The following is a 12661-nucleotide window of genomic DNA, read 5'->3' as shown; positions in this document are numbered from 1 at the left end:
CTCGTCGAACGCAGGTCTGATGTGAAGTCGTGAAGGCGGACGGCATGCCGCCGCCGCCACGTCTTGCTTCGCGTGGTCGGCATTTCGTCGCGCGTCCGGCGGCGGCGCGTCATCCATTCGGAGGATGCCGCCGCATGCTTCTTCGCCGCAACCTCCATCGCGTCGCAACGAGCCGAGGCTTCACGAGGAGCCGCTTCGCATGTGCAACCACGCATCCGCGCTGCTCATCGCCGCCTTGCTGGTGGCTTCTCCCGGGCTCGGGTGCGAGGGCGAGCGAGCGGAAACGCTCCCAGCGGACGCGGCCACTTCCGCCATCGGAGCGGGAACGGATGCGATGCTCGAGCTGCCGCCCCGGACCGGGAGCAAGCGCTGGCCGGTCGTGATGATCCTCCGCGGAGCGGACGCCGCGGATGCGCGGTCGGAGGATTACGCGGTCGCGCTGCTGCGGCAGGGCATCGCGGTGCTCGAGATCCACGCGCCCGACGAAGCCGTGCTGGACCGGACCTTTGCATGGGTTGCCGCGCATCCGCGCCTGGATGCTGCGCGCGTCGGCGTGCTGGGCTTCTGGGACGGGGCGCGGGTCAGCCTCGCCGCAGGGCGGGGCGCGGTCGTCGCGCTGGACCCCGGCTGCGCGGGCCTCGCCCTGCCGCGCGAAGGGGTGGTGCTGCTCGTGCACGGCATGGCCGCACCCGACGCGCCGGCCTGCGCCGCGCTGGACGGCACGCCGGGCCTGACGCGGCTGGCCCTGCCCGGCATCGGGCATGGCTGGGACCTTTCGCCCTTCGCCACCCTCGCGAGCGCCCTGCTGCCCGACCCCTCGGGCGTGGGACGGCGGCGCGTCCGGCCCGATCCCGTTGCCGCGGAGGCGCTCGCGCCGATCGTGGCCGCCTGGCTCGCAACCCAGCTCCAAAGGAGGCTTCCATGACACCGGAACAGCATGAGGCACTGCTTCGCCGCGTCGTCCAGAATGGCGACTGGCTCTCGGCCGAGCGGGCCACGCGGGCCTTCGCTTGGTGCGAGGCATGCCGCGCCATGGCGCGCGGCGCGCGCTGGCTGATGGACTGGACGGTCGCGGCCATGAGGCGGCGGATCCGCGCGTGACGCGCGAGTTCCGTTCCGGCTGGCGCGTCGTCCTCGGCGCCTTCCTCGTGACCATGGCGGGGTTCGGCGCCATCTATTCCTACGCCGTCTTCGCCGATGCGCTGGCGGCGGAGTTCGCGGTGAGCCCGGCCTCGCTCTCGGTCATTTATTCGCTGTCCGGGGGAAGCTGCTTCCTGGTCAGCGCCGTGAGCGGCCCGATCGCGGACCGCATCGGCTCCCGCGTGCCGGCGGGGTTCGGAATGGCGCTCGTTGCCGCCGGCCTGTTTCTCGCCGCGACCGCGACGAGCCTTGCGGAAGTCTATCTCGGCTACGGGCTGCTGATCGGGCTCGGCACCGGCTTCGCCTATGTGCCGGCCATGGCGGCAGTGCAGCGCCGCTTCGACAGCAATCGCGGCCTGGCCTCCGGCCTCGCGGTGAGCGGCATCGGCGCGGGCGCTGCCCTGGTCGCCTTCTCCGCCGATGCGCTGTTCAGCGTCGCGGAGTGGCGCGCGAGCTTCGTCGCCTTCGGCCTCTGCGTGGGCGCGGTCGGCTTCGGCGGCGCGCTGCTGCTGGAGCCGGGGAGGGGCGGCAGCGCCGCCGCGCGTTCCGCGCCCGCCGCCGGGTCTCCGGTGCCGGGCTTCGCCTGGATGTGGGCGGGCATCTTCCTGGTCTCCACCCCCTCGGTGCTGCCGCACGCGCTCCTGGTCGGCACCGCGCTGGATCTCGGCCTGCCGCGCACGAGCGCCTTCGGCCTGCTCGGCCTCATCGGGATCGGCACCATCGCGGGGCGCTTCCTGCTGGCGGTGCTGGCGGATGCGGTCGGGCGGCGCGGCGTCTTCCTCGTCTGCTGCGCCGGCATGGCCGGCAGCATGGCGGTCTGGGGCTTCGCGCGGGACGAGGCGACGCTGCAGGTCTTCGCCCTCGGCTTCGGCGCCTTGCAGGGCGGATTCGTGGCGCTGCTGCCGGCCTTCGTGGCGGACAGCGTGGGCGCGCAGCGCCTCGGCCGCGCCTTGGGCTTCCTCTACACCAGCCGGGGCGTGGCGCTGGTGGCGGCGGCGCCCGCGGTGGCCGGCGCGGCGGCTGCGTCCGGCCACACCATCCCCGTGCTGGCCGTGGCGGCGATGGGCGGGCTGGGCGCGCTGCTCCTGGCTTGGAAGGCACGGCCCGCCGGGGCCGTCTTCGCGGGCGGACCGGCCTTCGCCCTGGCCGTCACCGGCGGCGAAAGGGCCTGAGAACGCCCGCGCCTCAGCCCTTCGCCTTCGCCGCCTTCTTCGCCTTCACCGGCGCGTGCCGCTCCAGGATTGGCCGCAGGAAGCGCCCGGTGTGGCTCTCGGGGTTCGCCGCCACCTCCTCCGGCGTGCCCTGCGCCACGATGCGCCCGCCGCCCTCGCCCCCCTCGGGGCCGAGGTCGAGCACCCAGTCGGCGGTCTTGATGACCTCCAGGTTGTGCTCGATGACGATGACGGTGTTGCCGCCCTTCACCAGCGCGTGCAGCACCTCCAGCAGCTTGCGCACGTCCTCGAAGTGCAGCCCCGTCGTCGGCTCGTCGAGGATGTAGAGGGTGCGGCCCGTAGCGCGGCGCGACAGCTCCTTCGCCAGCTTGATGCGCTGTGCCTCGCCGCCCGACAGCGTCGTGGCCTGCTGGCCCAGGTGGATGTAGCCCAGCCCCACCTCCTCCAGCGTCTTCAGCTTCTCGTGGATGGAGGGGACGGCGGAGAAGAACTCGCGCCCCTCGCTCACCGTCATGTCCAAGACGTCGGCGATGCTCTTGCCGCGGAACTTCACGTCCAGCGTTTCGCGGTTGTAGCGCTTGCCCTTGCAGGTGTCGCAGGTAACGTAGACGTCGGGCAGGAAGTGCATCTCGATCTTGATGACGCCGTCGCCCTGACACGCCTCGCAGCGCCCGCCCTTCACGTTGAAGGAGAAGCGGCCCCCCTTGTAGCCGCGCGCCCGGCTTTCCGGCAGCTCGGAGAACCAGTCGCGGATCGGCGCGAACAGCCCCGTGTAGGTGGCGGGATTGGAGCGCGGCGTGCGGCCGATGGGCGACTGGTCGATGTCGATCACCTTGTCCACGTGCTCCAGCCCCTCGATCCGCGTGTGCGGCGCGGGCACGACGGCGCTGCCCATCAGGCGGCGCGACAGCCCGTTGTAGAGGGTCTCGATCACCAGCGTGGACTTGCCGCCGCCCGACACGCCGGCCACGGCGGTGAAGGTGCCCAGCGGGAAATCGGCGGTGACGTCCTTCAGGTTGTTGCCCCGCGCGCCGACCACGCGCAGCGCCCGCTTCATGTCCGGCTTGCGCCGCGACTGGGGCATCGGGATCTCGCGCCGCCCGGCCAGGTAGTCGCCGGTCAGCGACTTGGTGTCGCGCGTCACCGTGTCGGGCGTGCCCTGGCTCACCACCGTGCCGCCATGCGCCCCGGCGCCGGGGCCGATATCCACCAGCCAGTCGGCGGTGCGGATCGCGTCCTCGTCGTGCTCGACGACCAGCACCGTGTTGCCCAGGTCGCGCAGGCGGCGCAGCGTGCCCAGCAGGCGCTCGTTGTCGCGCTGGTGCAGACCGATGGAGGGCTCGTCCAGCACGTAGAGCACGCCCGTCAGCCCGGAGCCGATCTGCGAGGCCAGCCGGATGCGCTGGCTTTCCCCGCCCGAAAGCGTCGCGGAGGAGCGGGACAGCGACAGGTAGTCCAGCCCCACATCCACGAGGAACTGCAGCCGCTCCTCGATCTCGCGCAGGATGCGCCGCGCGATCTCCTGGCGCTGCGGCGTCAGCGTGTCGTTGACGGAAGCGAACCATTCCCGCGCGCGCCGGATGGACAGGGCGCTGGCCTCGCCGATGTGGCTGCCCGCCACCTTCACGGCGAGGGCCTGCGGCTTCAGCCGGAACCCGCTGCACACGTGGCAGGGCTTCTGCGCCTGGTAGCGCGACAGATCCTCGCGCACCCAGGGATTGTCGGATTCGCGGAAGCGGCGCTGGAGGTTGCGGATCACGCCCTCGAAGGGCTTCTCCACCTCATAGGCGCGCAGCCCGTCCTTGTAGCGCAGCGTGACGGAGGTGGAGCCGGTGCCGTGCAGGATCGCGTTCTGCGCCGCCTCCGGCAGTTCCTCCCACGGCGCCTCGGCGCTGATCTTCAGATGCTTGGCGAGCGAGGCGAGGGTCTGGTCGTAATAGGCGGAGGAGGCGTTGCCGGCCCAGGGGGCGACCGCGCCCTCCTTCAGCGAAAGGCCTTCCTGCGGCACCACCAGCGCCGGGTCGAAGAAGCTTTCCACCCCCAGCCCGTCGCATTCCGGGCAGGCGCCCTGCGGCGAGTTGAAGGAGAAGAGCCGCGGCTCGATCTCCTCGATGGAGAAACCGCTTTCCGGGCAGGCGAATTTCTGGCTGAACACCGTGCGCTCGCCGCTATCGGCGTTTTCCGCATAGGCAATGCCGTCGGCGAGGCCGAGCGCCGTCTCGAAGCTGTCGGCGAGGCGCTGGCCCAGATCCGGGCGCACCACCACGCGGTCCACCACCACCTCGATGTCGTGCTTCAGCTTCTTGTCGAGCTTCGGCGCCTCCTCGATCCGGTGCAGCGCGCCGTTGATCTTCACCCGCTCGAAGCCGCGGCGCTGGTACTCGGCCAATTCCTTGCGGTACTCGCCCTTCTTGCCGCGGATCACGGGCGCCAGGATCAGCAGCCGCGTCCCCTCCGGCATGGCCAGCACACGGTCCACCATCTGCGACACGCTCTGCGCCTCGATCGGCAGGCCGGTCGCCGGGGAATAGGGCACGCCCACCCGCGCCCAGAGCAGGCGCATGTAGTCGTGGATCTCCGTCACCGTGCCGACGGTGGAGCGCGGATTGTGCGAGGTGGTCTTCTGCTCGATGGAGATGGCCGGGGACAGGCCTTCGATGCTGTCCACGTCGGGCTTCTGCATGAGCTGGAGGAACTGCCGGGCATAGGCCGACAGGCTCTCCACGTAGCGCCGCTGCCCCTCGGCATAGATGGTGTCGAAGGCGAGCGAGGACTTGCCCGAGCCCGACAGGCCGGTCAGCACCACCAGCTTGCCCCGCGGCAGGTCGAGGTCCACGGACTTCAGGTTGTGCTGCCGGGCCCCCCGGATCCGGATCAGCCCGGCGGAGGAAGCAAGTTCGGCGGCATCGCGGGGCATGGGGGCACGGCTCCAAAAAGGGGCAATGTTCGCATTGCGTTCTTGCCCTTCAAGCACCATATGGGGTGGGTGTCCAAGGGGTTTTCCGGTAAGGAAATGCCCTTGGTTTCGAGGATGTGTGTGCGATGGCCGGCGTGAACAAGGTGATCATCCTGGGTCGCCTCGGGAAGGACCCCGAGGTGCGGAACTTCCAGAATGGCGGCAAGGTGGTGAACCTCCGCGTGGCGACGTCGGAGCGCTACAAGGACCGCGAGGGCAACCAGCAGGAGCGCACCGAGTGGCACTCGGTGGCGATCTTCAACGAGAAGCTGGGCGAGATCGCCGAGCGCTTCCTGAAGAAGGGCAGCGAGGTCTACCTCGAGGGCCAGCTGGAAACGCGCAAGTGGCAGGGCCAGGACGGCCAGGACAAGTACACCACCGAGATCGTGCTGCGGCAGTTCCGCGGCGAGCTGACCTTGGTCGGCGGACGCGGCGGTGGCGGCGGCGATGACATGGGGGCCGAGCCCTCCGGCTTCAGCGGCGGCGGCCGCTCGGGCGGTGGCGGCGGCTTTGGCGGCGGCGGCCGTTCCTCCGGTGGCGGTGGCGGTGGCGGTGGCGGCGGCGGTCGTCCTTCCGGCGGCTGGGACTCCGGTGGCGGCCGCGGCAAGCCCGACCTCGACGACGACATTCCCTTCTGATCGGATTCCCTGAACCTTGACCGACGAGACCACCCCGCCCGACATCGCGCCCATCGCGGTCGAGCAGGAGATGCGACGCTCCTTCCTCGACTATGCGATGAGCGTCATCGTCTCCCGCGCGCTGCCCGACGTGCGCGACGGGCTGAAGCCCGTCCACCGCCGCATCCTCTATGCGATGCACGAAAGCGGCTACGTGGCCGACAAGCCGCACCGCAAGTCGGCCCGCGTGGTCGGCGACGTGATGGGCAAGTACCATCCGCACGGCGACAGCGCGATCTACGAGGCCATGGTCCGCATGGCCCAGCCCTTCTCCATGCGCGTGCCGCTGGTGGATGGGCAGGGCAATTTCGGCTCCATGGACGGCGATCCGCCCGCGGCCATGCGCTACACCGAGGTCCGTCTCGCGAAATCCGCGACGGCGCTGCTGGAGGGGATCGAGGAGGACACGGTCGACTTCGTCGCGAATTACGACGAAAGCGCCCATGAGCCGCGCGTCCTGCCCGCCGCCTTCCCGAACCTCCTGGTGAACGGCGCCGGCGGCATCGCCGTCGGCATGGCGACCAACATCCCGACCCACAACCCGACCGAGGTGATCGACGCCACGCTTCGCCTCATCCGGGAGCCGGACACCACCCTGTCCGAGCTGATGGAGATCATCCCCGCCCCCGACTTCCCGACCGGCGGCATCATCCTCGGCCGCGCCGGGGTGCGCTCCGCCTTCGAGACGGGGCGCGGCTCCATCCCGCTGCGCGCGCTTTGCGACATCGAGGAGATGAAGGGCGGCCGCCAGGCCATCATCGTCTCCGAGGTGCCGTACCAGGTGAACAAGGCGGCGCTGATCGAGAAGATCGCGGAGCTGGTGCGCGCCAAGGCGATCGAGGGCATCTCCGACCTGCGCGACGAAAGCGACCGCTCGGGCCTGCGCGTCGTGATCGAGGTGAAGAAGGACGCGAATGCGGAGGTGGTGCTGAACCAGCTCTACCGCATGACGCAGCTGCAGATCTCCTTCCCCGTCAACTTCCTGGCGCTACACAAGGGCCGGCCGCAGCAGATGGGGCTGCGCGACGCGCTGCTCGCCTTCATCGCCTTCCGCGAGGAGGTGATCGAGCGCCGCTCGCGCTTCCGCCTGATGAAGGCGCGCGAGCGGGCGCACAACCTCATCGGCCTCGCCGTCGCGGTGGCCAATATCGACGAGGTGATCCGCCTCATCCGCCAAAGCCCGGACGCCGCCACCGCCCGCGTGGCGCTGATGGCGCGCGACTGGCCCGCCGCCGATGTTGGCCCGCTGGTCGCGCTGGTGCAGGACGAGGGCAACGAGATCACGGAGGCGGGCACGATCCGCCTGACGGAAGCCCAGGCCCGCGGCATCCTGGAGCTGCGCCTCCAGCGCCTGACGGGGCTGGAGCGCGAGAAGATCGACGCCGAGCTGAAGGAAGTCGGCGCCCGCATCACCGAGCTGCTGGAGATCCTGTCCAGCCGCCCCCGCCGCCTGGAGGTGATGTCCGAGGAGCTGACCGCGGTCCGCGCCACCCTGGCCAGCCCGCGCCTGACGCGGATCGACGACCATGCGGGCGACATCGACGACGAGAGCCTGATCGCCCCCGCGACCATGGTGGTGACGCTGACGCGCGACGGCTACGTGAAGCGCACGCCGCTCGACGTGTTCCGCGCGCAGCACCGCGGCGGCAAGGGCCGCTCGGCGGCCGCCACCCGCGCGGACGACGTGGTGGTGCGCTCCTTCGTCGGCCACACCCACCAATGGGTGCTGTTCTTCACCGATCGCGGCCTCGTCTTCCGCGAGAAGGTCTGGCAGCTGCCCGAGGGCGGGACGGGCGGCAAGGGCCGCTCCCTGCGGCAGGTGCTGAACCTCGCAGACGGGGAATCGGTGACCGCCGTGCTGCCGCTGCCACAGGACGAGAGCCTGTGGGACGCGCTGCACCTCGTCTTCGCGACGCGGCAGGGCAATGTCCGGCGCAACCGCCTGTCCGACTTCCGCAACGTCCGCTCCTCCGGCCTCATCGCCATGAAGCTGGATGAGGGGGATTCGCTGATCGGCGTCGCCACCTGCCGCGAGGGCGACGACGTGCTGCTGGCCACCCGCAAGGGCCGCGCCATCCGCTTCCAGGCGACGGAGGACGTGCTGCGCGTCTTCGCCGGGCGCGATTCCACCGGCGTGCGCGGCATCAGGCTGGCCACCGACGACGTCGTGATCGGCCTCGCCGTGCTCACCCACGTGGATGCGACGGTGGAGGAGCGCGCGGCCTTCCTCAAGGCCCGCCGCCCCTCCAATGGCGAGGAGGGCGAGCCCGTGCCCGGCCCCGCCGACGAGGAGCCGGTGGCCGAGGTGACGCTCAGCGCCGAGCGCATGGACGAGCTGGCGCGGCGCGAGCAGATCCTGCTTTCCGTCACCGATCGCGGCTTCGGCAAGCGCACCAGCGCCTACGAATACCGCGTCACCGGGCGCGGCGGGCAGGGGATCGGCAACATCACCCTTTCGCGCCGCACGGGCGACGCGGTGGTGGCCTGCTTCACCGTGACGCCGGGCGACCACATCATGCTGATGACCGATGGCGGACAAGCCATCCGCTTCGAGGCGCAGCAGGTGCGGCGCACCGGCCGCCTTTCCCAGGGTGTCATGTTCCAGCGGCTTGACGAGAGCGAGCGCGTCACCTCCTGCTTCCCCGTCATCGACGACGAGGAAGCGCCAGAGGCATGACGACGCGCACCGCCCTCTACCCGGGCACCTTCGACCCCGTGACCAACGGCCACCTGGACGTGATCGGCCGCGCCGCGCGGCTGGTGGACCGGCTGGTGATCGGGGTCGCCATCAACACCGGCAAGGGCCCGCTCTTTCCGCTGGAGGAGCGGGTGGCGCTGGTCGAGGCCGAGACGCGCGCCGTCGCGGAGCGCACCGGCTGCACGATCGAGGTGAAGCCCTTCACCGGCCTCCTCATCGGCTTCGCGCGCGAGGTGGGGGCGGGCATGATCGTGCGCGGCCTGCGCGCCGTCACCGATTTCGACTACGAGTTCCAGATGGCCGGCATGAACCACCGTCTGGACTCGGAGGTCGAGACGGTGTTCCTGATGGCGAGCGAGCGCAACCACTTCATCTCCTCGCGCTTCGTGAAGGAAATCGCGCAGCTGGGCGGCGACATCTCCACCTTCGTCCCGCCGCTGACGCTGGAAAAGACCCTGGCCCGCGTGGGCCGCTGAACACAGGGGGATGCCTCATGCACCGCCGCACCCTGCTTGCCACTGCAACCCTGATGGGAGCCGTCATGTCCGACACCAATGAAGCCGAGGCCCAGCGCGCGGCGGACCGCGAGAACCAGCTGATCCTCACGCTCAAGGACGGCGACGTCGTCATCCAGATGCGTCCCGACCTGGCGCCGCTGCATGTGGAGCGGATCAAGACCCTGGCGCGCCGCGGCTTCTATGACGGCACGCCCTTCCATCGCGTGATCGAGGGCTTCATGGCCCAGGGTGGCGACCCCACCGGCACCGGCACGGGCGGCAGCGACCTGCCGAACATCCGCGCCGAGTTCACCCCGCCCAACCGCGCCCGCTTCCTGCGCGGCACCTGCGGCATGGCCCGCGCCATGGACCCGAACAGCGCCAACAGCCAGTTCTTCATCATGTTCGCCCCGGCGCCCAGCCTGGACGGCCAGTACACGATCTGGGGCCAGGTCACCTCGGGCATGGAGCACGTGGACCGCATCGCGCGCGGCGCCGGCTCCAGCGGCATGGTCCGCACGCCGGACAAGCTGATCCGCATGCGCGTCGCCGCCGACGCTTGACACAAGCCGCGCGCGGTGTGACCCACCGCGCGCAGCACGAGCCCGTAGCTCAGTCGGTAGAGCACGTGACTTTTAATCATGGGGTCCAGGGTTCGAGTCCCTGCGGGCTCACCATGAATCCCAGGCAGACGTCCCGCACGCGAACCGGAAATGAGCCGCTGGCCTTTCGGGGAAATGACGCCGGCGACGTCCTTCGCTGAAGAAATGACTTCCCCTTGCCAGACGGCGTCCGATCCTCCGTCCCCGGTCGGAGTCCGCCACCCATCATTGTCACAATTTCAAGTTGCAGGCATGTATTTTGATTGCTACTGCTTCAGTTGTTTGAGGGATCTGCATGGCACAGGCTGGAGCACTCGCTGGCCGGAAGATCTTGGTCGTTGAGGACGAGTACCTGATCGCCCGCGACCTGACAGAGCAGCTGGAAGTGGCCGGAGCGACCGTGCTCGGCCCCGTGGCCACGGTGGATGCGGCCACGCGGATCATCAACCGGGATGAGCGGATCGACGCGGCCGTGCTCGACGTCAAGCTCATGGGCGCGGTCGTTTATCCCGTGGCCGATACGCTTCGCCGCCGCGGCGTGCCGATTCTGTTCGCGACGGGCTACGACCGCGACTCCCTCGCGCCCGCCTTCCAGGACGTCCTCCTGTGCGAGAAGCCGCTGGAAACGTCCCGCGTGCTCAGTCTTCTCAGCGAGCAGCTCAGGCAGGCCCCGAGCGCCTAGGCTCGCGGCATCCCCTGCCCAGGCTGGTCCCGCGATGAGGTGACCGGAATGATCCTGGGACACGGGTCCGACCCGCGATGAACCGATGAGCAAGATGGCGGCACTCATCCGCGCCCATGACTGGGCAGGATCGCCGCTCGGGCCCATCAAGGCTTGGCCGGGAAGCTTGCGGACCGCGCTCGACATCATCCTCCCGAGCGGCTTTCCCACCTTGCTCGCCTGGGGGCCCCGCTTCATCCCGATCTACAATGATGCCCTGATCCCGCTTGCGGGCGCCCGGCACCCTTCCGCCCTTGGCCAGCCGATGGAAGAGGCGTGGACCGAGATCTGGGCGGCCAGCGGCCCGCTCTGCCGGCGTGCCCGGGCAGGCGAGACGATCACGCTCCGGGATCTTGTGATGCACGTGGAGCGGGATGGGCAGCCGCAGGAGACGTGGTTCACCGCTTCCCTGAGCCCCGTGCGAGACGACGAAGGCAAGGCCGGCGGCGTCATGGTCGTGCTGGCCGAGACCGCCAGCCGCGCCCTCACGAACCAGGCGCCCAGGGAGGGCTCCTTCCCCCGGCCCCGCCAGCCCCCGGAAGCGCATCCCCCATCGGCCGACGGCAGCGCCGAGCGCGACGAAGCGGAGCATCGGCTACGGACCAGCGAGGAGCGCCTGGCGGCCATCTTCGCCCAGGCCGCCGTAGGATTGTCGGAGGTGGGTGGGGATGGCCGGTTCCTCGCGGTCAACGACGCGCTGTGCCGGATTCTCGGCCGCTCGCGGGAGGATCTGCTCGGACTTGCGGTCGCCGATGTCACCCATCCCGACGACGTGCCCCCGAGCATCGTCGCGCTGACACGCGCTGCTGCCGGGGGCGAACCCGCCTCGCTGGACAAGCGCTACCTCCGGCCGGACGGAAGCCGGGTGTGGGCGAGCAGCACGGTCACGCGGCTACAGGACCGCAACGGCCAGCCCGGCAATTTCCTGGTCGTGACCGCGGATCTGACGGAGCGCCGGAAGGCCGAGGAGGCGCTCCGCCTGAGCGAGGAAAGGGTCCGCCAGTTCGCGGAGGCCTCGACCAACGTGCTGTGGATCCGCGATGCGGAGACGCTGCAATGGGAATTCCTTTCGCCTGCCTACGAGCCCATCTACGGCCAGAGCCGCGCCGCCGCGCTGGCCGGCGACACGCTCCACAGCTGGGCGGCGCTGGTCCATCCCGAGGACCGGGACGAGGCCCTCGGGGCGCTCGACCGCGTCCGCGCGGGCGAGCACGTGACGCTCGAATATCGCATCGTGCGGCCCTCGGACGGGGCGGTGTGCTGGCTCCGCACCACCGACTTTCCCATTCGCGACGGCGAGGGTCGCGTCGTGCGCATCGGCGGCATCGGGCAGGATGTCACGGAAGCCAAGGCGACGGCGGCGCGCATGGAGGTGCTCGTCGCGGAACTCCAGCACCGCTCCCGCAACATCCTCGGCCTCGTCCAGGCCATGGCGCGGCAGACGCGACGGGACGCCGCCTCGCTCGACGTCTTCGTCGAGCGCTTCGACGCCCGGCTCGGCGCCCTGGCGCGAGCGAATCGCCTCCTGTCGCGGCTGGGCGCCTGGGACCGCATCACCTTCGACGAACTCCTGCAGACGGAGTTGCAGGCCCATGGCGCGCTCGGATCGGAGGATCGGAGGCGCCAGGTCACCCTCGACGGCCCTCCAGGGGTGCAGCTGCGCTCGGCCATGGTGCAGACCTTCGCGCTGGCGCTGCACGAACTCGCGACCAACGCCGTGAAGCATGGGGCGCTGTCCCACCCGGAGGGTCGGCTGGCCGTCCGGTGGTGGCTGGACACGAAGGCGGACGACGAGAAGTGGCTCCACGTCCATTGGAGCGAGCACGGCATGCCGAATGCCGTGCCGGATGCCGGCGAACGGCGCGGCAGCGGCCGCGAGCTGATCGAACGCGCGCTGCCCTACCAGCTCGGCGCGGAGGTGAACTACGAACTCGGCCCTGAAAGGGTGGAGTGCCGCATCGCGCTGTCCATCTCCTCCGGCGATCCCGGACGCTGAAGCATTTTCCAGCCGAGCGGAGATGCCTGGCGGTTCGGAAGATGCATCCAGACAACAGGCCTGACCCACCTTGCCGCGTCCGGCTGCGGCAAGGCGGGCCCGGGGCGGCGCCGGTGGGTTCGAGTGGCATTGGCTCGTGCAGGCCAGCCTCCAAGAAAGCAACGGAAGCGCCAAGCAAAATTCAGGCTGAGATGATGCCTTT

The 12661-nt window shown here is 70.2% G+C and carries 10 protein-coding genes and 1 tRNA gene; 10 read left to right on the top strand and 1 reads right to left on the bottom strand.

What is annotated here, in order from left to right:
* The first annotated feature begins 199 nt into the window (after positions 1–199).
* From OF850_RS10965 to OF850_RS10955, 3 genes are read left to right on the top strand one after another with little or no spacing between them, the layout of a single operon-like run.
* Entirely contained in the window at positions 200–925 is a 726-nt protein-coding gene (locus OF850_RS10965; RefSeq protein WP_301590129.1) for a dienelactone hydrolase family protein, read from the top strand.
* Positions 922–1101, top strand: coding sequence for a hypothetical protein (locus OF850_RS10960; RefSeq protein WP_301590128.1), 180 nt, complete (start codon positions 922–924; stop codon positions 1099–1101). The genes OF850_RS10965 and OF850_RS10960 overlap by 4 nt, the downstream gene beginning before the upstream one ends.
* Positions 1098–2312, top strand: coding sequence for an MFS transporter (locus tag OF850_RS10955; RefSeq protein ID WP_301590127.1), 1215 nt, complete (start codon positions 1098–1100; stop codon positions 2310–2312). Before OF850_RS10960 ends, OF850_RS10955 begins: the two co-directional genes overlap by 4 nt.
* 13 nt (positions 2313–2325) lie before the next feature.
* Here OF850_RS10955 and uvrA read toward each other — a convergent pair whose 3' ends face one another.
* Positions 2326–5229 (bottom strand): excinuclease ABC subunit UvrA, encoded by a 2904-nt coding sequence (gene uvrA, locus OF850_RS10950; protein ID WP_301590126.1) that lies wholly within the window; start codon positions 5227–5229, stop codon positions 2326–2328.
* A gap of 125 nt (positions 5230–5354) precedes the next feature.
* Between uvrA and ssb the strand changes: the two genes are divergently transcribed.
* The 7 genes from ssb to OF850_RS10915 all read left to right on the top strand — a co-directional run bounded on the left by ssb (position 5355) and on the right by OF850_RS10915 (position 12459).
* Positions 5355–5906, top strand: a complete 552-nt coding sequence (ssb, locus tag OF850_RS10945; RefSeq protein ID WP_301590125.1) for a single-stranded DNA-binding protein — start codon at positions 5355–5357, stop codon at positions 5904–5906.
* Between the two features lie 70 nt (positions 5907–5976).
* The gene (gyrA, locus tag OF850_RS10940) at positions 5977–8622 is read left to right on the top strand and encodes a DNA gyrase subunit A (RefSeq protein WP_408906469.1); all 2646 of its coding nucleotides are present in this window, start codon (positions 5977–5979) and stop codon (positions 8620–8622) included.
* Positions 8619–9119 (top strand): pantetheine-phosphate adenylyltransferase, encoded by a 501-nt coding sequence (gene coaD / locus OF850_RS10935; RefSeq protein WP_301590122.1) that lies wholly within the window; start codon positions 8619–8621, stop codon positions 9117–9119. The genes gyrA and coaD overlap by 4 nt, the downstream gene beginning before the upstream one ends.
* Before the next feature lie 65 nt (positions 9120–9184).
* Positions 9185–9703 carry a peptidylprolyl isomerase gene (locus OF850_RS10930; RefSeq protein WP_301590121.1) on the top strand — a complete coding sequence of 173 codons (519 nt, stop codon included), beginning with the start codon at positions 9185–9187 and terminating at the stop codon, positions 9701–9703.
* Between the two features lie 38 nt (positions 9704–9741).
* Positions 9742–9817, top strand: a tRNA-Lys gene (locus OF850_RS10925).
* A 256-nt stretch (positions 9818–10073) separates the two neighbouring features.
* On the top strand, positions 10074–10424 hold the full coding sequence (locus OF850_RS10920; RefSeq protein WP_301590120.1) for a response regulator: 351 nt from the start codon (positions 10074–10076) through the stop codon (positions 10422–10424).
* Between the two features lie 85 nt (positions 10425–10509).
* The gene (locus OF850_RS10915; RefSeq protein WP_301590119.1) at positions 10510–12459 is read left to right on the top strand and encodes a PAS domain S-box protein; all 1950 of its coding nucleotides are present in this window, start codon (positions 10510–10512) and stop codon (positions 12457–12459) included.
* The last annotated feature ends 202 nt before the right edge of the window (positions 12460–12661 follow it).

Source organism: Sabulicella glaciei (assembly GCF_026183895.1).
Lineage (GTDB): Bacteria > Pseudomonadota > Alphaproteobacteria > Acetobacterales > Acetobacteraceae > Roseococcus > Roseococcus glaciei.
The sequence above is the reverse complement of the archived record's forward strand: the minus strand, read 5'-3'. Positions and strand labels throughout refer to the sequence as shown.